Origin of the sequence: Microvirga splendida, assembly GCF_016427565.1 — a bacterium.
GTDB lineage: Bacteria > Pseudomonadota > Alphaproteobacteria > Rhizobiales > Beijerinckiaceae > Microvirga > Microvirga splendida.
The window spans coordinates 38,457-57,782 of record NZ_JAELXT010000027.1 but is presented as its reverse complement, the minus strand read 5'-3'; the positions used below and the strand labels follow the sequence as shown (position 1 = coordinate 57,782).

The following is a 19,326-nucleotide window of genomic DNA, read 5'->3' as shown; positions in this document are numbered from 1 at the left end:
AAGCTGCACGTACGGTTCGGAGGAAGGCCGTTGTAAATCCCACGTGGAAACGGCGGCCCATCCTACCGGTCTGGTTGCAGGTTCGAGTCCTGCCGGGCCCACCATTTCCCTTATCTTGCAAGGATTTCAGCATGCGCCGGGGATCGCGCGCGCCTTGACCTGTCGCCCCTCGCCGGGCCGGCCCTTGATCCGTGCAAAATCCAACCATCTTTCTGGTCTCATGGTGCGTGGAGGAAGAAATGGGGCTGCTTGTCGACGGGGTTTGGCAGGACCGGTGGTACGACACCAACAGCACGGGCGGTCGCTTCGTGCGCACCAACGCGGTCTTTCGCAACTGGGTAACCGCTGACGGGTCCCCCGGCCCGACCGGCGAAGGCGGCTTCCGGGCCGAGGCCGGGCGCTATCACCTCTACGTGTCGCTGGCCTGCCCCTGGGCGCACCGCACCCTGATCATGCGCAGGCTCAAGGGCCTGGAGGCGATGATCGGCGTCTCCGTCGTGCACTGGCGCATGCTGGAACACGGCTGGACCTTCGAGGACGGTCCAGGCGTCGTTCCGGATCCCATCCATGGCGCCCGCTACCTGCACCAGGTCTACACCGCCGCCAAGCCTGACTATTCGGGGCGCGTGACGGTGCCGGTGCTCTGGGACAAGGCGAAGGGCACCATCGTCAGCAACGAATCCGCCGAGATCATCCGCATGATGAACGCGGCCTTCGACGGCATCGGGGCAAAGCCGGGCGACTACTATCCCGAGGATCTCCGGCCCGAGATCAACGAGCTGAACGCGCGCATCTACGACCATGTCAACAACGGCGTCTACAAGGCGGGATTCGCCACGCAGCAGCAGGCCTACGATGAGGCCGTGCGCCCGCTCTTCGAAACCCTCGACGCGCTCGATGAGCGCCTGTCCTCACGCCGCTATCTCTGCGGCAGCAGGCTCACCGAAGCCGACATCCGGCTGTTCACCACATTGGTGCGTTTCGACCCGGTCTATGTCGGACATTTCAAATGCAACCTGCGCCGCATTGCGGATTACCCGCATCTGTCCGGCTACCTGCGCGACCTCTACCAGACGGACGGCATCGCCGAGACGGTCAACATGGCTCACATCAAAGGGCATTATTATGAGAGCCACAAGACCATCAATCCTACCGGCATCGTGCCGGCCGGTCCGATCCTGGATCTCGATGCGCCTCATGGGCGGGAGCAACTGTCCGGAAGGTGATGCGCTTCCCTTATACGTGCCGAGAGTTGTCCGGCGCAGCAGAGCAGGATCACGTTAAGTGGAGGAGATCGCAACCTAGATCCGTCCCTTCCGTTCGACTAGCAGGCCCGTCCGGGCTCTACTCGAGAGGAAAGACAATATGATGAACCGTATCGGTTTCGGTCTGATTGCGAGCGCACTCCTGGCCGCTCCGGCCTTCGCACAGGCTCAAGCTCCGGCCCAGCCGCAAGGTCAGGCGCCCGCCAGCGGCACCACCATGCAAGTTCCCATGAACCAAGCGCCCATGAACCAGGGCGCAGGAACTGCCATGCAGGGAAGCGACGTTCAATACATCACGCAGAACCGCTCGGATCTGTGGCGCGCATCGCGGCTGGAAGGTGTCAACGTCTACAACCAGAACGACGAGCGGATCGGCGACATCAGCGAAGTTCTCGTAAACCGCCAGGGTCAGGTCGAAGCCGTGGTGATCGGCGTCGGCGGCTTCCTCGGCATGGGCGAGCGCAGCGTTGCGGTTCCTTACGATGCTATCCAGTGGCAGCAGAGCGAGGATCGGGTTGCAGCAACGCCAAGTACGACTGGCGCCGCCGGGACGACGGGTGCCACCACGATGGGCGCGACGGGCTCCACCAACGCGGCCGGCACGAACACCGCCATGACCAACAGCACCATGCAGCAACCTGAAACGACAGGCAGCGTTGGCACGGGCTACCAGGCCACCGCCGGCGACCGGATGCGCGATTATCCGGAACGGGCCATTCTGCCGAATGCCACGAAGGAGCAGCTCGAGAACGCTCCGGAGTTCCGCTTCGCCAATCAGTAAGGAGCGGTCGTCAACACGTCGAAGGAGCCCTTGGGGCTCCTTCTTCGTTTGAAGAACGCAAGGCTCCTTACGGCCGGTAGACTTCGATCGCCTCCGCGAAGCCCTCGACCACATGCTCCCCGAGCGGCGAAGGATTGCCCCAGAGGTGCTCCACGAAAGGCTTCGACATCAGGAGCGGCTCACCCAGCCGCTTGTTCAGCTCGGCGATGCGGCTTGCGAGATTCACGTCGCGTCCGATCACCGTGAAGTCGAGGCGCTGGCCCGAACCCACATTGCCATAGGCCGCATCGCCGTGATGCAGGGCAAAGCCCACGCCGATCGGCACGGGGAAGCGCCCCTCGCTGTTCGCCGCCTCGATGCGGCGCAGCGCATGGGTGGCGGCCGTCAGGGCCGACTGCGCAGCCCCGCCCGTGTCGTCGCCCTTGTCGCGCACGATGGCGAGCACGCCATCGCCGAGATATTTCAGCACCTCGCCGCCTTCATCCTCGATGGGCGGCACGATGCAGTCGAAATAGGTGTTGAGCAGCTCGACCGCGCTCTCGGGGCTCAGCGTCGAGGATATATGCGTGTAGTCGCGCATGTCGGCGAACAGGATGGCGGAGCGGATGCGCGTCACCTGCCCGCGCTGGATCGCGCCGGAGAGAATCGCCTTGTGGGGATCGTCGCCCACATAGATGCGCAGCACCTCGTCGAGCCGGTTGCTCGTGGCGCGCAGCTCGGTGACGAGGGCGAAGGACGGCATGACCAGGCGCAGGATCGTCAGCTCGCGCGGGCCGAACCCGCCCGGCGTCCGGGTGGCGAACGAGATTGCGTTCTCGGCCCCGTTGGTGAACAGGATCGGAACCGTGACGTATTGCCGGTAGCCAGCCTCCTTCAGCTCCGGAATGACCGCGAAGAGATCTTCGGAGGTCTCGTCCAAGTCCAGGATGAGCCATTCGCCGGTGCGGTTCACATAGGCGAAGGGGCTTGCCTGGTAGACGGCTTCGCGGCGGTCGCCGTGCGGCAGGTAGCGCACGACCGTGCCCTCCTCCCGGGTCCAGAACCGGCCGATGCCGGCATATTCCGTATGAAGGGCCTCGATGGCCGAGACGGCCCGGTCGACCGGCAGGCCCAGCTCAATCAGCCGGTTCAGGAACCCGGCCAGGACCTCGTTCGGATCCTCCATGCGGGCCGCAATGGTGACGAGCCAGTCCCGCAGGGCGACGACCCGCGACAGGCTCTCCGCATCCAGGCTCTTGGCCACGGCGAGGAGATCGTGCGAGGGGGCTGTGGCGGGAGGAAGCGTCATAAGGCCAAGGTGTGGTGTCCCCGTGAAACCTTCAAGTCGGGGGAGGCATTCGCCCGGGAAAGCTGGTATGCGCCTTAATCGGTCAATCAATATGACCGAATCCAGACCCGCAACAGAGCCGAGCCATGGCAAGCATCGATACGCTTTTCGTCACCAAAGTCTACCGGGCCGAGCTGACCGGCGCCAAGGCTGAGAGCCGCAACGCCGAGCTTGAGGCGGCCTCCCTGTCCATCGCCGAGGACGACGAGGCCGGCCAGCGCTGGTGCGCCAAGAACGGCTATCCGGGCTACACGTCCTATGCGTCCCTCAACGACCTGCCCTGGCGGGTTCCGGTCTTCGGCGACCTCCTGAAGGAAATCGACAAGCATGTGGCGGCCTTCGCCAAGGAGCTGGAATACGACCTCCAGGGCCGTAAGCTCGTCATGGACAGCCTCTGGATCAACATCCTGCCGCCGGGCGGCATCCACACCTCGCACATCCACCCGCATTCGGTGATCAGCGGCACCTACTACGTGACGATCCCGGAGGGGGCGAGCGCCCTCAAGCTCGAGGATCCGCGCCTCGGCTTCATGATGGCGGCCCCGCCGCGCAAGGCCAAGGCGAAGCCCGAGAACCGCCAGTTCGCCTATATGAAGCCCGCCCCCGGGACGGTGCTGCTTTGGGAAAGCTGGCTGCGCCACGAGGTGCCCCTCAACGAGGCGGAAGCCGAGCGCATCAGCATCAGCTTCAACTATTCCTGGCAGTAAGGCATTCGCATCCGGGCACAGGAAAAATAGACGCCTCGTTTCCGGCGACACGGGCCCGGTGCCTGCGCTAGAACATCGTCATGCAACCGCTTCGTGACGACGACACTCTCTTTGCCGCGCTGATCGCCCGCGATCCTTCCTACGAGGGGTTCGCCTATGTGGGCGTGAAGACGACCGGCATCTTCTGCCGCCTGACCTGCCCGGCCCGCAAGCCGAAGCGCACGAACGTGGTATTCTTCGCCTGCCAGGATGCCGCCCAGGATGCGGGCTTTCGCCCCTGCCTGCGCTGCAAGCCCCTCGACATCAAGTCGCCTGCAAGCGGCGCCCTCCACACCTTGCGAGAGCGGGTCAAGGCGGAGCCCGAGCGGCGGTGGAGTGCGGAAGACCTGAGGGCGCTAGGCTACGATGCCTCGACCGTGCGCCGCGCCTTCCAGCGCGAATACGGCGTCACCTTCGCGCAATATGCCCGGTCGCAGCGGCTCGGTCTTGCCGTCGGCACCCTGCAGCAGGGAGGCTCGGTGATCGATGCCCAGCTCGATGCAGGATATGAATCCGGCAGCGGCTTTCGCGAGGCCATCGGCCGGCTCATCGGCGATGCGCCGGTTCGCACGGCGGCGCACCAGATCCTTACGGCGCAATGGCTCGACACACCCATCGGGGCGATGCTGGCCGTGGTGGACGATGCAGGCGTCCACCTGCTCGAATTCGCCGAGCGTAAGGCGCTTCCCAACGAGATCAGGCGGCTGCGCGAGCGGACCGGGCCGATCAGCTTCGGGCATCACGCCATGCTCGACAGGCTGGCCGGCGAGGTCGAGCAATACTTCTCAGGAAGACTGATGGCATTCACCGTTCCGGTGGTTCAGAAGGGCACGGCTTTCGAGGCCGGCGTCTGGAGCGCCTTGCAGCAGATCCCGGTCGGCCAGACGCGCAGCTACGGCGCGCTCGCCCGCGCGATGGAGCGCCCCGAGGCGGTCCGGGCGGTGGCGCGGGCAAACGGCGCCAACCAGGTGGCGATCATCGTCCCCTGTCATCGCGTGATCGGCGCCGACGGGTCCATGACCGGCTACGGCGGTAAGATCTGGCGCAAGCAATGGCTGCTCGAGCACGAGCGGCGCATGACAGCATCACAATCGCAGCATTGAGGTTCACGATGTCCGATCAGGTTACGAGGGCTCAGACGTTCAAGGCGCTCCACGTCCGGGGCAATCCGCTCATCCTGTTCAATGTGTGGGATGCGGGCACTGCGAAAGCCGTGGCGGCCAGCGGCGCGAAGGCGCTCGCGACCGGCAGCTGGTCCGTTGCGGCGGCGCACGGCTTCGACGACGGCGAGCACATGCCCTTCGATCTCGCCCTCGCAAATCTGGAGCGCATCGTGGCCGCCACCGACCTTCCGGTGACCATCGACTTGGAGAGCGGCTACGGCGCGACGCCCGATGAGGTCGGCACGAGCGTCGCCCGCGCGGTGCAGGCCGGCGCCATCGGCTGCAATCTCGAGGACAGCTCCCGCGAGACCGGACCCTTGCGCGCGATCTCCAATCAGGCGGCGCGACTCAGGGGAGCCCGGCAGGCAGCCGACAGGCTCGGCATTCCGGCCTTCCTCAACGCGCGCACCGACGTGTTTCTCATTGCCCCGACAGAGGTCCATGAAGGCCTCGTGGCAGACGCTCTCGAACGCGGCCGCGCCTATGCCGATGCCGGCGCGGACGGTCTCTTCGTGCCGGGCCTCGTCAACGAAGCCTTGATCGCCCGCGTGGTCGAAGGCTCGCCCCTGCCGGTCAACATCATGGCGAGCGCATCGGCGCCCTCGGCCGCGCGCCTCGCCGAACTCGGCGTCGCCCGCATCAGCCATGGGCCGGGTCCCTACCGGATGATGATGAAGGCGCTTGAGAACGCCGCGAGAGAGGCCCTGCTCTGACGGTTGCCTCCGTCAGGCGCGAGCTTTCTCGATCTTCGGCAGAAAATAGGCCAGCAGGCCGATAGCCGGCAGGAACGAGCACACCTTGTAGACGGTCTCGATGCTCGTCGCGTCCGCGAGATAGCCCAGGGCCGCAGCGCCCAGGCCGCCCATGCCGAAGGACAGGCCGAAGAACAGGCCGGCGATCATGCCGACGCGGCCGGGCACGAGCTCCGTTGCATAGACCAGGATGGCCGAGAACGCGGAGGCGAGCACGACGCCGATGATGACGCTCAGCACCGCCGTCCAGAACAGGTTGGCATAGGGCAGCAGGAGCGTGAAGGGCAGCACGCCGAGGATCGAGATCCAGATCACGTAGCGCCGGCCGATCCTGTCGCCGACCGGGCCGCCGAGCAGCGTGCCGGCCGCAACCGCGCCGAGGAAGATGAACAAGTAGATCTGCGCATCCTGCACCGACACCTGGAACTTCGAGATCAGGAAGAAGGTGTAGTAGCTGGTGAGCCCGGCCATATAGAAGTTCTTCGAGAAGACCAGCAGCATCAGGATCGTAATCGAGGCGGCGATGCGCCTGCGTGAGAAGGCCGATCTCGTCTCAGCCGCCTTGGGCTTCGTCTTCAGCTCCACGAGTCTCGCCCGATACCAGCGCCCGACTGCGGACAGGATCAGCATCGCCAGCAGCGCCACCGCCGAGAACCAGGCGATGCTGCCCTGTCCGAACGGCACCACGATGAAGGCCGCAAGCAGCGGCCCCAGGGCCGTGCCCGCATTGCCGCCGACCTGGAACACCGACTGCGCCAGCCCGTGCCGTCCGCCAGAGGCCATGCGGGCGACGCGGGAGGATTCGGGATGGAACACCGACGACCCCATGCCGACGAGGGCCGCCCCGAGGAGCAGGATCGGATAGGAATGCGCCTGCGAGAGCGTCAGCAGGCCAACCAGTGTGAAACCCATGCCGACGACGAGGGAGAAGGGCTGCGGCCTGCGGTCCGTGAAGATGCCGACCAACGGCTGCAGCAGCGAGGCGCTTAATTGGAAGGTGAGCGTCAGCAGGCCGATCTGGCCGAAATCGAGGCGGTAATTGTCCTTCAGGATCGGATAGATTGCCGGAAGCAGGGACTGGATCAGGTCGTTCAGCAGGTGGGACACGCTGATGGCGGCGAGCACAGGCACCGCAACCCTCTCGGCAGAGAGCTTGAGGGAGACAGCGGGCATGACGGGTGATTTGGTGTCCATTGCGGGTTCTTTTTGATGGGACCGGCCTGTGGCACGGACCTTCTGCAGCGTTTCCGATCCTCCTATAACCCAGAATGGGGCGCCTATCCCCTGCCCATCCTGCAATCCAGGGCTACGGCGCAGGCGGGGCAGGATCCTATCCTGCCAGCCCCATCTTACCTGCAACATAGTATCGCACGGGTCACAACTTTTTCCCATTTCGTCTATAACAGCGAGAGACCAAGCAATAGGCCCGGGAACCGGGACAAGCGATTTGAAGCAAGGGGTATTTCATGTCTCAGGCCACGTCCTACGAGCAATTGATGCTCGAGCTGGTGAACCGGGAGCGTGCGAAAGCCGGCGCCCAGCCGCTGGCCTTCAACGGCGATCTCAACGAATCGGCGGACGCGCATAGCGACTGGATGATCTCGGCCGACGTCTTCAACCACACGGGCCTGGGCGGTTCGTCCCCGCACCAGCGGATGATCGATGCCGGCTACAGCTTCACCGGATCCTATGCCTCGGGCGAGAACATCGCCTGGGCGAGTCTCCGGGACCCGTCCGGGCTGCAGGACGAGGTGGAGTTCCTGCACACCAACCTGATGAACAGCCCGGGCCACAAGGCGAACATCCTCAACGGCAATTTCCAGGAGATCGGCATCGGCTTCCAGACCGGCGGCTATCTGACTTGGGACGCGGCCTTCGTCACGCAGAACTTCGCCCGCTCGGGAAGCAAGGCCTTCCTGACCGGCGTCGCCATGGACGACAAGGACGGCGACCGGTTCTACGACATCGACGAGGGTCTGGGCAGCATCACCGTGTCGGCCGTCAGCGCGAGCGGGGCGAAGTATACCACCTCGACCGGGAGCGGGGGCGGCTACAGCCTCGCCCTGGCGGCGGGCACCTACACGGTCACCTTCTCGGGCGGCGGCTATGCTCCGGTGACCCAGCAGGTGACCATCGGGTCGGCGAACGTGAAGCTCGACCTCATCGATCCGGCGGCGGCCACCACCGGCAGCAGCACGACCAGCGGCACGGCAGCGGCGAATACCCTCAAGGGCACCTCGGCGGCCAACACGATCAAAGGCTTGGGCGGCAACGACAAGCTCTATGGCCGCTCCGGCAACGACAAGCTCTACGGCGGCACCGGCAACGACAAGCTCTTCGGGGAGACCGGCAAGGACAGGCTCTATGGCGGCGACGGCAAGGACATCCTGTCGGGCGGTACGGGCAGCGACATCCTGAGCGGCGGCTCCGGTGCGGACACTTTCCGCTTCGCCGGCAAATGGGGTGCGGACAAGGTTTCCGACTTCAGGAACGGCATCGACCGCATCGACCTGCGCGGCAACGGCCTGAGCTTCCGCGAGCTCAGTATCGCCCGAGGCAACGGCGACAGCGACGGCAGGGCTGATGACGTGATCATCAAGGCCGACGGCCAGTCGATCGCCCTGCTCAACGTGAAGGTTTCGCTGATCGGCGCCTCCGACTTCCTGTTCTGAGGATATCGCAAGCGGCGAAGAAAAAGGCGGGCTTTCGGCCCGCCTTTTTGCTGATCGGTTGTCGAGACCCTTATTCGGCTGCGACCAGAACCGTCTCGCGGGCAGGTGCGCGGGTCTCGATGGTGCCGTCATAGACGGCCTGATCGAGAACGCCCTCCTCCTTCGCCACGAGCACGGGCACTAGGACCTGGCCGGTGACGTTGGTCATGGTGCGCATCATGTCGACCACGCGGTCGATGGCCACGATGTAGCCGATGCCTTCCAGCGGCAGGCCTGCGGTGCTCAAGGTGAGCGTCAGCATCACGATGGAGGTGCCGGGCACGCCTGCCGTGCCGAGCGAACCGAGCACGGCCGTGAGGCCGATGAGCACGTACTGCGTGAGCGTGAGATCGAGCCCGAAATACTGCGCGATGAAGATCGAAGCGATGGCCGGATAGATCGCCCCGCAGCCGTCCATCTTCACGTTGGCGCCGAGCGGCACCGCAAAGCTGGCATAGCTCTGCGGCACGCCGAGCTTTTCGACCGCAACGCGCAAGCTCATCGGCAGGGTGGCGAGGCTCGACGAAGTGGCGAAGGCCATCTGCATCGCCGGCAGCGCGCCGCGGAAGAAGCGGCCCACTTTCAGGCCGTGCAGCTTCAGGAGGCCGCCATAAACCACGACGATGTGGAACAGGCAGGCGAGATACATGGCCGCGATGAACTTGCCGAGAGGCAGCAGCGAGGACAGGCCGTAGCGCCCGACTACCCAGGCGATCAACCCGAAGGTGCCGATGGGCGTGAGCTGCAGCACCCAGCGGGTGATGCGGAACACGAGCGCCGCGCCCTGATCGACGAAGCCCCGGATGCCCGCGGTCTTCTCGCCGAGCGACACGAGGGCCGCGCCGACGATGCCGGAGAAGAACAGCACCTGCAGCACATTGGTGTCGGCCATGGCCTTGATCGGGTTCGTCGGCACGATGCCGATCAGCACCTCGAGCGGGGTCGGGATCGTGCGCGGCTTCACCTCGCCGAGCGGCAGGTTCGACAGGCCGAGGCCCGGGTCGATCAGGTGGCCGAACGCGATGCCGACGAGCACGGCGATCGTCGAGGTGGCGACGAACCAGAACAGGGTGCGCAGGCCCAAGCGTGCCACGTTGCCGGCTTCCGCGAGCCTCGCCACGCTGGACGTGATGGTGAAGAACACGAGCGGGATGACGATCATCCGCACGAGGTTCAGGTAGATGTCGCCGAGCGGCTTGAACCAGACGGCCGCCTGCTCGCCGGCCAGGACGCCCGCGAGGATGCCGAGGGCAAAGCCCACCGCGACCCGCTGCCAGAGCGGACGGGTAAACCACAATTGCAACATGTGAATTGCCTTATATTTACGAATATACATGCAAATAATGGATGCACCGGCAGAGCACAAATGTCGCGGGCGCAGGGCTGACGCTGCCCAGGCGCATGGAAGGGTTCGGCTCACATTGGCGTGTGGCGGGTTGCAGGCGAGGAACGCAGGCTCATCTCGGATCTTGTCCGGCAGCAACAGGACATCAGAACCCACATGCCTCCTCGTCTTCATTCTGGCTTCCGCAACGCCGGATTGTCGCTCCTGCTCCTTGTCGCCGGCAGCGTCGGTGCCGGGGCCCAGCCCGCCTCCCCTGCGCCGATTTCCCCCGACACCCGGCGGATCGAGGAGACGGTGGAGCGCGCCAAGGACCTGCCCAACCTGCGCTCGCTCATCGTCACCCACAACGGAACCGCCCTGGCCGAGCAGGCGTTCGGCGGCGCCCGGCTGGACCGCCCGACGAACATCAAGTCGGCCTCGAAGACCATCATGTCAGCCCTCGTCGGCATCGCCATCGAGCGCGGGGTGCTGCAGGGCGTCGACCAGCCGGTGGCGTCGATCCTCGAGCGAAGCATCCCGGACGAGGCGGATCCGCGCGTGAGGCAGATCACCATCGGGCACCTGCTCTCCATGCAGGCCGGGCTGGAGCGCACCTCGGGCCGCAATTACGGCGCCTGGATCAGCAGCGGCAACTGGGTGCGCGACGCTCTCTCGCGCCCCTTCGTGGACGAGCCCGGCGGGCGCATGCTCTATTCCACCGGCAGCACGCATCTGCTCTCCGCGGCGCTCACACGCGCCTCGAAGCGCAGCACCCTGGAACTTGCCCGCGAGTGGCTCGGCGAGCCGCTGGAGATCGACGTCGCGCCCTGGACGCGCGACCCGCAGGGCATCTATCTCGGCGGCAACGAGATGGCGCTTTCGCCCCGTGCGCTGCACCGTTTCGGCGAGATGTACCGCCAGGGCGGCACCATCGACGGCAAGCGCGTGGTGCCGGAGAGCTGGATCCGGGAATCCTGGACGCCGCGCACATCCTCGCCCTTCACCGGCGACCGCTACGGCTATGGCTGGTTCATGCGCGACATGCGCGGACACACGGCCCATTACGCCTGGGGCTTCGGCGGGCAGATGCTCTATGTGATCCCCAGCCTCGGGCTGACCGTCACCATGACGTCCGATCCCACGGAGCCGTCCCGCGAGGACAACTATATCGGCCAGCTCCACGCGCTCGTCGCCGACGGCATCGTCCCGGCGCTTCTGCCGAAGCCCGAGGATGCAACCGGCAGCATCCAGCAGACCCCGATCCCCTGATCGGTCCGCCGGCAGGCCGCAGACCGGAAGCGCCGTTAGGCATCCGAGCCGACGAGCGTTGTTGCTGCGAGCTTGGCCGTGCTACGACCGGAGGAGCCGGTCCGGGAAGCGTCACCCCCATCCGGATCGGCTGTGTGACGAAAGCCGATGAACGACACCGACCTCCTGCTCCGCCTCGCCGTTGCTCTAGCCATCGGGCTGCTCATCGGCCTCGAGCGCGGCTGGCAGCAGCGCGAGGAGGCGGAAGGCGAGCGCACGGCCGGACTTCGGACCTACACGCTGGTGGCCGTGCTCGGCGCTCTGTCGGCGGTTCTGTCGAGCGCCACCCATGCGATGTTTCTCGCCCTGTCCTTCCTCGGGTTCTCCATCGCCTTCAGCGCATTTGCGTGGCTCGAGGCGAGGGTGGAGCGGGATTTCAGCGTCACGGGGGTCGTCGCAGGACTCATCACCTTCGCGCTCGGCGCCTATGCGGTTCTCGGCGACCTCCAGGTGGCGACCGCGGCCGGCGTCGTCGTCACGCTCATCCTCGCCCTGAAGCAGCCGCTCCACCAATGGCTGCGGCGCCTGACCTGGCTGGAGATCCGCTCGGCGCTCGTCCTGCTCGCCATGACGTTCCTGGCGCTGCCCCTGTTGCCGAACCGCACCGTCGACCCTTGGGAGGCCATCAATCCGGCGGAGATCTGGCTGCTCGCCATCATCATCGCGGCGATCTCCTTTGCCGGTTACATTGCGATCAGGATCATGGGCAGCCAGGCCGGCGTCGCCATGGCGGCGCTGGCCGGCGGACTGGCCTCCTCGACCGCCACGACCGTGACCCTTGCCCGCATGGCCCGGGAGCACCCGGCCGCCAGCCCTCTGCTCGCGGGCGGCATTCTCCTGTCCAATCTCGTCATGGTGCTCCGCGTGCTGGTGGTGGCGAGCGCCCTCAACAGGGCTCTCCTGCTTCCACTCGCATGGCCCCTCGGCGCGGCGGCGCTCGTGCTGGCCGGCGTGGCCGGCCTGCTCCTGCTCAGGTTCGGCAAGGACAGCAAGGAGTATCCCAACCTCACCATCAAGAGCCCCTTCGACCTCGGGACGGCCCTCAAGCTTGCCGGACTGATCGCCGTCATCAGCCTCCTGACCAAGATCATCACCGCCTATATGGGCGGAGCCGGCCTGATCGTGCTCGCTGCCCTCTCCGGGCTGGCGGATGTGGATGCCATCACCTTGTCCTTCGCACGCCTGACGAATGACGGTCTCGCCGTCGCGACGGCGGCGCTGGGGATCGGCATTGCGGTGGCCGTCAACACGGCCGTGAAGGCCGCCATGGCCTTCAGCCTGGGCACGGTGCAGGCGGGCTGGATCGTCTCGGGGGCAAGCGCAGCCGCGCTCGCGGCGGGCGGCGGCGCCTTCGTGCTGTTCGGCTGATACGAAAAAGGCGGGCACGAGGCCCGCCTTTCGAAATTGCCTAGTTGTCCAGGAAGCTCCGAAGCTTCCGGCTCCGCGAGGGATGCTTCAGCTTGCGCAGGGCCTTCGCTTCGATCTGACGGATGCGCTCGCGGGTCACGGAGAACTGCTGGCCGACCTCCTCGAGGGTGTGGTCGGTGTTCATGCCGATGCCGAAGCGCATGCGCAGCACGCGTTCCTCGCGCGGGGTCAACGATGCGAGAACTCGCGTCGTTGTTTCACGAAGATTGCTCTGAATCGCCGCATCGATGGGCAGGATCGCGTTCTTGTCCTCGATGAAGTCGCCGAGGTGCGAATCCTCTTCGTCGCCGATCGGCGTCTCAAGGGAGATCGGCTCCTTGGCGATCTTGAGAACCTTCCGCACCTTTTCCAGCGGCATGGCGAGCTTCTCGGCCAATTCCTCCGGAGTCGGCTCGCGGCCGATCTCGTGCAGCATCTGGCGCGAGGTGCGGACGATCTTGTTGATCGTCTCGATCATGTGCACCGGAATGCGGATCGTGCGGGCCTGGTCGGCGATCGAGCGGGTGATCGCCTGCCGGATCCACCAGGTGGCATAGGTCGAGAACTTGTAGCCGCGCCGGTACTCGAACTTGTCCACCGCCTTCATCAGGCCGATATTGCCCTCCTGAATCAGGTCCAGGAACTGCAGGCCGCGGTTCGTGTACTTCTTGGCGATGGAGATCACGAGGCGCAGGTTCGCCTCGATCATCTCCTTCTTCGCCTGACGGGCCTCGCGCTCGCCCTTCTGCACCATCATGACGATGCGGCGGAACTCCTGGATCTCCAGGCCGGTCTCGCTCGCCAGATTGTGGATGTTCTCGCGCAGGTCGTGGATGCCGTCCTTCGCCTTGGCAACGAAGTCCTTCCAGCCCTTGCCGCCGAGCTTGGACACCCGCAGCACCCATTTCGGGTCGAGTTCCCAGCCCTGGTAGTGCTTGAGGAACTCCTCGCGGGCGACGCCGTGGCTCTCGGCCAGGCGCATCAGACGGCCCTCATGGGAGATGAGGCGCTTGTTGATGTCGTAGAGCTGCTCGACCAGGGCCTCGATGCGGTTGTTGTTCAGCGAGAGCGACTTCACCGCTCCCACGATATCCGCCTTGAGTTCCTTGTACTTGCGCTCCTGGGCCGGGGTCAGCTGCTTGTTCTGCATGCGCTGTTCCACATGCTCGACCTGCAGGCGGCGCAGCTTCTTGTAGTTGTCGGCGATGGAGTCGAAGGTCTCGAGAACGCGCGGCTTCAGCTCGGCCTCCATGGCCGAGAGCGACACGTTGTTCTCCATGTCGTCGTCGTCGAGATCGCCCTCGGGCGGGGTCATCCCCTCCTCGGTCTCGGGCGTCTCTTCTTCCGCCTCGCCCTCGCCCAGAGCGTCCACCTTGGGCGCGCCCTTGCCGTCGGGGCCCGCATAGGTGGCCTCGAGGTCGATGATGTCGCGCAGCAGCACCCGGCCTTCGACGAGCTCGTCGCGCCAGATGATGATGGCCTGGAAGGTCAGGGGACTTTCGCACAGGCCCGCGATCATGGCCTCGCGGCCGGCCTCGATGCGCTTCGCGATCGCGATTTCGCCCTCGCGGGAGAGAAGCTCCACCGAGCCCATCTCGCGCAGGTACATGCGCACCGGATCGTCCGTGCGGTCGGTGGGTTCCTTGGCCGTGGTCTCGCGAACGGCGACGGCGCGGGTCTGGGACGCCTCGACGAGGTCGCCGCCCTCGGCTTCCTCCTCCTCGGCTTCCGGCTTCTCGCCCTCGTCCGCCTCTTCCGATTCGACGACGTTGATGCCCATCTCGGAGAGCTGGCCGAGCACATCCTCGATCTGCTCCGAGTTGAATTCCTCGGGGGGCAGAACCTCGTTCAGCTCGTCATAGGTGACATAGCCACGCTTCTTCGCGAGCTTGATCATCCGCTTGACGGCGGCATCGCTCAGGTCGAGCAGAGGCCCATCGGTCTGCTGCTCGGTGGTCGTGGTATCGCCTTCGTCGCCGCCGGTTGTCTTCGTTGCCATGCTTTGCTCAACTCCAGCGCCCCGCCTGTCCCCCCTACAGGACCTGCGCTGCGCGAAAGGGCGGCCAGCCTTGAAGGCTCCGCCACCCGAAATTCATTCCCGATTATAAACAGTGAGTCGCTGACTAACCGTTAACCATCTCCTGCTCAAACTGTGGCAGCCGCCCGACCTGCCGCAGTTTTGAAATCCTGACCATCAGTGACCCCCGGGGATCCCTGCATCGTCCATGTCGGCCTCGGCACCCTCGACGGAAGACAGCTGGTTCTGGACCTCCCGCAGCCAGGCGAGATTGGCCTCATTATCATCTTCGGCGAGTGCGCGCTCGGCTGCTCGAAGTTCGCTATGTAACGTGCGTGCGCGGCGATGCAAGGTGATGGCTTGCCTCAATGCGTCCTCTAGACGCAAGGGATCCGCGTGAGGATCCAGCATCCACCGGTCGCCGGGACGGACCAGGGCCGTCAGCCTGCTGGCCTCGGCCGTGAGACCGGCTCGCTCAAGGCGGGCCCTCATGACCGTCAGGTCGGCAGGTTCGCCGCTCGCCGCTCCATCGAGCAGGAGACTACGCACCATTTGGGTGGAGCGGCGTTCAAGTTCAAGATCTGCAAGGGTTTCCGCATGATTTTGAAGGAGTTCCGGGTGAACCAGGAAGGTGCAGAGGATCATCGCCTCCCGGGGGGACTCGGCCGTTCCGCCGGCAAAGAGCGCACTCCGGGCAAGCATCGGCGAAACGCTCAGGCGGGAGCTTGGCGTCATGGGCTGAGGCTTCTGGAAGTCCCGCCGCGGGCCGCCGCCCTGGCGGTTGAAGCGGTTGGCCCGGGTGTCGGGGCTTAAAGCCGCGAGGCGGCTTTCCACCTCCTCCCGATAGTATTTCTTCAGGGTCTCGTCGCGAATCAGGGCAAGTGATTCGCGCAGCCGCCGCTCCAGGGCAGCCCGCCGTTCGGGCGTATCGAGGGGCCCCGCCTCGAACTCCCGGGTCCAGAGCACATCCACCAGGGGCCGGGCCGCGGCAAGCACCCGCTCCACGGCGGCAGGCCCTCCCCCGCGGGCGAGGTCGTCCGGGTCCTGCCCCTCGGGCAGCATGGCAAAACGCAGGGACTTGCCAGGCATCAGGTTCGGCAGGGCCACATCCAGGGCCCGGTAAGCGGCCCGCTGGCCGGCCTTGTCGCCGTCGAAGCAGAGGATCGGCTCCTCGGCCAGCCGCCAGAGCAGGGTGAGCTGGTCCTCCGTGAGGGCCGTGCCGAGCGGGGCGACAGCATGGGCAAAGCCCGCGACATTGAGCGAGATCACGTCCACATAGCCTTCCACCGCGATCACGGTGCCCCGGTCATGGGCCGGCTGGCGGGCGAGATGGTAGTTGTAGAGGAGCCGCCCCTTGTTGAAGAGCGGCGTATCCGGCGAGTTCAGGTACTTGGCCGGCACGTCGGCGCTCATGGCGCGCCCGCCGAAGGCGATCACCCGGCCGCGCAGGTCGCAGATCGGGAACATCACCCGGTCACGGAAGCGGTCATAAGGAACCTTCACGTCCTCGGCGGCGATCAGGAGGCCCGCCTCCACCATCATGTCGATGGGCACGCCCTTGCCGGCGAGATGGTCGCGCAGGGCAAACCGTTCAGGGGGGGCATAGCCGATGCGGAAGCGCGCCTGCGTGTCCCGGCTTAAAGCTCGGCCGGCCAGATAGTCCCGCGCCTTGGCCCCGACCCGGTCCTGCAGCGAGGCCTCGAAGAACGCCGCGGCCAGTTCCATGACGTCGTAGAGGCTCTTGCGCTTGACCTCCTCCTGCCGGTCCTCCTGGGACAGCTTGGGCAGGGGCACCCCCGCTTCGCCCGCCAAGCGCTCGACGGCCTCAGGGAAGGACAGCCCCTCCGTCTCCATGAGAAAGGTGAAGATATCCCCGTGCTTGCCGGAGGAAAAGCAATGGTAGAACTGCTTCTGGTCGTTCACGTAGAAGCTCGGCGTCTTCTCCGCGTTGAAGGGCGACAGCCCCTTCCACTCCCGCCCGGCCTTCTTGAGACGCACGCGCTTGCCGACCACGGCCGAAACCGGCAGCCGGGCGCGGATCTCTTCAAGGATTTGGGGCGGGTATCGCACGAGGCGTGAATCTCCAAACCTGTTGCATAACCTAGGGCGGCTGCGGCCGAGTTAAAAACCCAAAGGCCACGCTTTCCTTTGCACGCAATCCACAGGAGCGGGCCGTCCAGGTCGGAGGGAACCTCGTCGCAGACCCCGGAAAGCACCTTCTCAAGGCCCGGCCGACCGCTTACCCTTCTGATTCGCCTGCCATGCAGGAGTCAGTTTCTGAGTAAGTCGCGTCGTTTGTTTCAAGATTATTAACGGCCAAGTGCCAACATTTTTCAGTATTTAAAATCCCGTAACGAAGTTCTTTTGGAGCAAGGGCCAATGCCCGCTGTTACAGCAATCGGTTCGACTGGCGATACTTACATCGACGGCCTTCTCGGAAACCTGAAATGGGCCGTCAACGATTTCACCTACAGCTTCCCGACAAGCGCCTCCCTCTACGGCACATCCTACGGCGAGGGTGAACCCGCCAGCTTCGGTGTTCTCAACCCTCTCCAGCAGGCGACCGCTCGTGCCGCCCTGTCCATGTTCGCCTCCGTGGCGAACCTCACCTTCACGGAAATCGCCGAGACGGCGACCACCCATGCAGATCTGCGTTTCGGCCAGTCCGACCTGCCCAGCACCGCATGGGCCTATTACCCGACCACGGCTGCCGAGGGGGGCGATGCCTGGTTCAACAAATCGAGCGGCGCGTACAGCAAGCCTGTGAAGGGCAACTACGCGTTCGCAACCTTCATTCACGAGATCGGGCACTCCCTCGGACTGGAGCATCCTCATGAGGCCGGCATGCCGGCCGACCGCGACTCCATGGAGTACACGGTCATGAGCTACCGGTCCTATATCGGGGCCTCGACGACGCGCGGCTACGTCAACGAGACCTGGGGCTACGCCCAGTCGCTGATGATGCTCGACATCGCTGCCCTGCAGCATCTCTACGGCGCCAACTACGCCGCCAACAGCGCCGGGACGGTCTATCGCTGGAGCGCCACGACCGGCGAGATGTTCATCGACGGCGTCGGTCAGGGAGCCCCGGGGGGCAACAGGATCCTGCTGACGATCTGGGACGGCGGCGGTAACGACACCTATGATTTTTCCAATTACGGCACCAACCTGAAGGTCGATCTGCGGCCCGGAGGCTGGACCACCACGGCCGCAGGCCAGCTCGCCAAGCTGCGCTATGACGGTTCGCGGCTTGCAGCCGGCAACATCGCCAACGCCCTGCTCCATCGGGGCGATACACGCTCTCTGATCGAGAATGTCGTGGGCGGATCGGGCGCGGACACGATTGTCGGCAATCAGGCGGCGAACACGCTCAAGGGCAATGCCGGCAACGACAGGCTCACGGGCGCGGAAGGCGACGACCTGCTCGACGGCGGAGCCGGGAGCGACATCGCAGTGTTCGGCAGCCGGCGCTCGGATTACGGCGTCACCCTGCTGGCAGACGGGTCGCTGAAGGTCATGGACCTGCGCAAGGGCGCACCGGACGGCACGGACATCGTCCGGAACATCGAGACGTTCCAGTTCAGCGACAGAGCCTACGCGCTCGCGGAACTCACCGCCGCCGAGCAGACGGTGATCGCCGAGCCTCCCGTCGTGCAGGTCATCGCGGAGGAGCCATCCGTCGCGGTGGAGCCGCCTGTGACGGACGAACCGTCCGTCGCCGGGGATCCCCTGGCCAGGCAGGATCTCGTGCTCACCGGCACTGGCGCCGCTGACAGGCTCGACGGCGCTCAGGGCAACGACCGGATCAGCAGCCTGGCCGGAAACGACCTTCTCATCGGCGGGGCGGGCCGCGATACTCTTGAGGGCGGCACCGGGACCGACACGGCCAGCTATGCCACCGCCGGGGCCGGCGTTACCGCCGATCTGATGGCTGCATGGAGAAACACGCGGGATGCCTCGGGCGACCGGTATGTCAGCATCGAGAACCTGATCGGCAGCACCCATGCCGACAATCTGAGAGGCAACAATGCCGCGAACGCTCTCACGGGCGGCTCCGGATCGGACCGCCTCTACGGTCGCGGCGGCGCAGATCGGCTCAAGGGGGGCGACGGCAACGATTATCTCGATGGCGGTCTCCGAGCCGACACCCTCTCTGGTTCCAGCGGTCGCGACACCCTGTATGGCGGTGCAGGTGCCGATGTTCTGTCCGGTGGGTCAGGGAGCGATCTCTTCGTGTTCAAGGCCCTGAGCGACAGCGCGCCGCGCGCGCGGGATACCATCGTGGACTTCGTGTCCGGCACGGACAGGATCCACCTGCGGAACATCGATGCCGATACGACCATTTCCGGCAACCAGGCGTTCTCGTTCATCGGCGGCCATGCCTTCACGGGCCATGCCGGGCAGCTGAACCTCCGTGGCGGCGTGCTGTCGGGCGACGTGAACGGCGACGCGGTGGCCGATCTTCAGATCCGCCTGTCGAAGGTCGTGCTGCTGAGGACGGCGGATTTTTATCTGTAACGGAGAG

Annotated in this window: 14 protein-coding genes; 9 read left to right on the top strand and 5 right to left on the bottom strand. The window is 65.4% G+C overall.

Going from position 1 to position 19,326, the window contains the following annotated elements; translation table 11 throughout:
* The first annotated feature begins 239 nt into the window (after window positions 1–239).
* Window positions 240–1,226, top strand: a complete 987-nt coding sequence (locus JAO75_RS19520; protein WP_199050817.1) for a glutathione S-transferase family protein — start codon at window positions 240–242, stop codon at window positions 1,224–1,226.
* 139 nt (window positions 1,227–1,365) lie between these two features.
* Complete coding sequence (locus tag JAO75_RS19515; protein ID WP_199050816.1) at window positions 1,366–2,046, top strand: PRC-barrel domain-containing protein; 681 nt, start codon at window positions 1,366–1,368, stop codon at window positions 2,044–2,046.
* A 67-nt stretch (window positions 2,047–2,113) separates the two neighbouring features.
* Here the strand turns inward: JAO75_RS19515 and JAO75_RS19510 are convergent, their stop codons facing one another.
* On the bottom strand, window positions 2,114–3,334 hold the full coding sequence (locus JAO75_RS19510; RefSeq protein ID WP_199050815.1) for an adenylate/guanylate cyclase domain-containing protein: 1,221 nt from the start codon (window positions 3,332–3,334) through the stop codon (window positions 2,114–2,116).
* A 125-nt stretch (window positions 3,335–3,459) separates the two neighbouring features.
* Here JAO75_RS19510 and JAO75_RS19505 point away from each other — a divergent pair, with 125 nt between their 5' ends.
* The 3 genes from JAO75_RS19505 to JAO75_RS19495 all read left to right on the top strand — a co-directional run bounded on the left by JAO75_RS19505 (window position 3,460) and on the right by JAO75_RS19495 (window position 5,995).
* Window positions 3,460–4,080, top strand: a complete 621-nt coding sequence (locus JAO75_RS19505) for a TIGR02466 family protein (RefSeq protein WP_199050814.1) — start codon at window positions 3,460–3,462, stop codon at window positions 4,078–4,080.
* A gap of 80 nt (window positions 4,081–4,160) precedes the next feature.
* Complete coding sequence (locus tag JAO75_RS19500; RefSeq protein ID WP_199050813.1) at window positions 4,161–5,222, top strand: bifunctional transcriptional activator/DNA repair enzyme AdaA; 1,062 nt, start codon at window positions 4,161–4,163, stop codon at window positions 5,220–5,222.
* 8 nt (window positions 5,223–5,230) lie between these two features.
* On the top strand, window positions 5,231–5,995 hold the full coding sequence (locus JAO75_RS19495) for an isocitrate lyase/PEP mutase family protein (protein WP_199050812.1): 765 nt from the start codon (window positions 5,231–5,233) through the stop codon (window positions 5,993–5,995).
* Window positions 5,996–6,007: 12 nt separating this feature from the next.
* On the opposite strand, the gene JAO75_RS19490 is transcribed toward JAO75_RS19495, so the two are convergent.
* On the bottom strand, window positions 6,008–7,228 hold the full coding sequence (locus tag JAO75_RS19490) for an MFS transporter (protein ID WP_199050811.1): 1,221 nt from the start codon (window positions 7,226–7,228) through the stop codon (window positions 6,008–6,010).
* Window positions 7,229–7,500: 272 nt separating this feature from the next.
* On the opposite strand from JAO75_RS19490, the gene JAO75_RS25235 reads away from it, so the two are divergent.
* Complete coding sequence (locus tag JAO75_RS25235; protein WP_199050810.1) at window positions 7,501–8,706, top strand: CAP domain-containing protein; 1,206 nt, start codon at window positions 7,501–7,503, stop codon at window positions 8,704–8,706.
* Window positions 8,707–8,776: 70 nt separating this feature from the next.
* Here the strand turns inward: JAO75_RS25235 and JAO75_RS19480 are convergent, their stop codons facing one another.
* Window positions 8,777–10,051: a dicarboxylate/amino acid:cation symporter gene (locus JAO75_RS19480; RefSeq protein ID WP_199050809.1), complete on the bottom strand. Its 1,275-nt coding sequence runs from the start codon at window positions 10,049–10,051 to the stop codon at window positions 8,777–8,779.
* 195 nt (window positions 10,052–10,246) lie between these two features.
* Between JAO75_RS19480 and JAO75_RS19475 the strand changes: the two genes are divergently transcribed.
* Window positions 10,247–11,338, top strand: a complete 1,092-nt coding sequence (locus tag JAO75_RS19475; protein ID WP_199050808.1) for a serine hydrolase domain-containing protein — start codon at window positions 10,247–10,249, stop codon at window positions 11,336–11,338.
* Between the two features lie 147 nt (window positions 11,339–11,485).
* Window positions 11,486–12,745: an MgtC/SapB family protein gene (locus JAO75_RS19470; RefSeq protein ID WP_199050807.1), complete on the top strand. Its 1,260-nt coding sequence runs from the start codon at window positions 11,486–11,488 to the stop codon at window positions 12,743–12,745.
* Window positions 12,746–12,785: 40 nt separating this feature from the next.
* Here the strand turns inward: JAO75_RS19470 and rpoD are convergent, their stop codons facing one another.
* A complete protein-coding gene (rpoD, locus tag JAO75_RS19465; RefSeq protein ID WP_199050806.1) occupies window positions 12,786–14,783 on the bottom strand; it encodes an RNA polymerase sigma factor RpoD in 1,998 nt (665 codons plus the stop codon).
* A gap of 195 nt (window positions 14,784–14,978) precedes the next feature.
* Complete coding sequence (gene dnaG / locus JAO75_RS19460) at window positions 14,979–16,871, bottom strand: DNA primase (protein ID WP_199050805.1); 1,893 nt, start codon at window positions 16,869–16,871, stop codon at window positions 14,979–14,981.
* 309 nt (window positions 16,872–17,180) lie between these two features.
* Here dnaG and JAO75_RS19455 point away from each other — a divergent pair, with 309 nt between their 5' ends.
* Window positions 17,181–19,319, top strand: a complete 2,139-nt coding sequence (locus tag JAO75_RS19455) for a M10 family metallopeptidase C-terminal domain-containing protein (RefSeq protein WP_199050804.1) — start codon at window positions 17,181–17,183, stop codon at window positions 19,317–19,319.
* Window positions 19,320–19,326 lie beyond the last annotated feature (7 nt).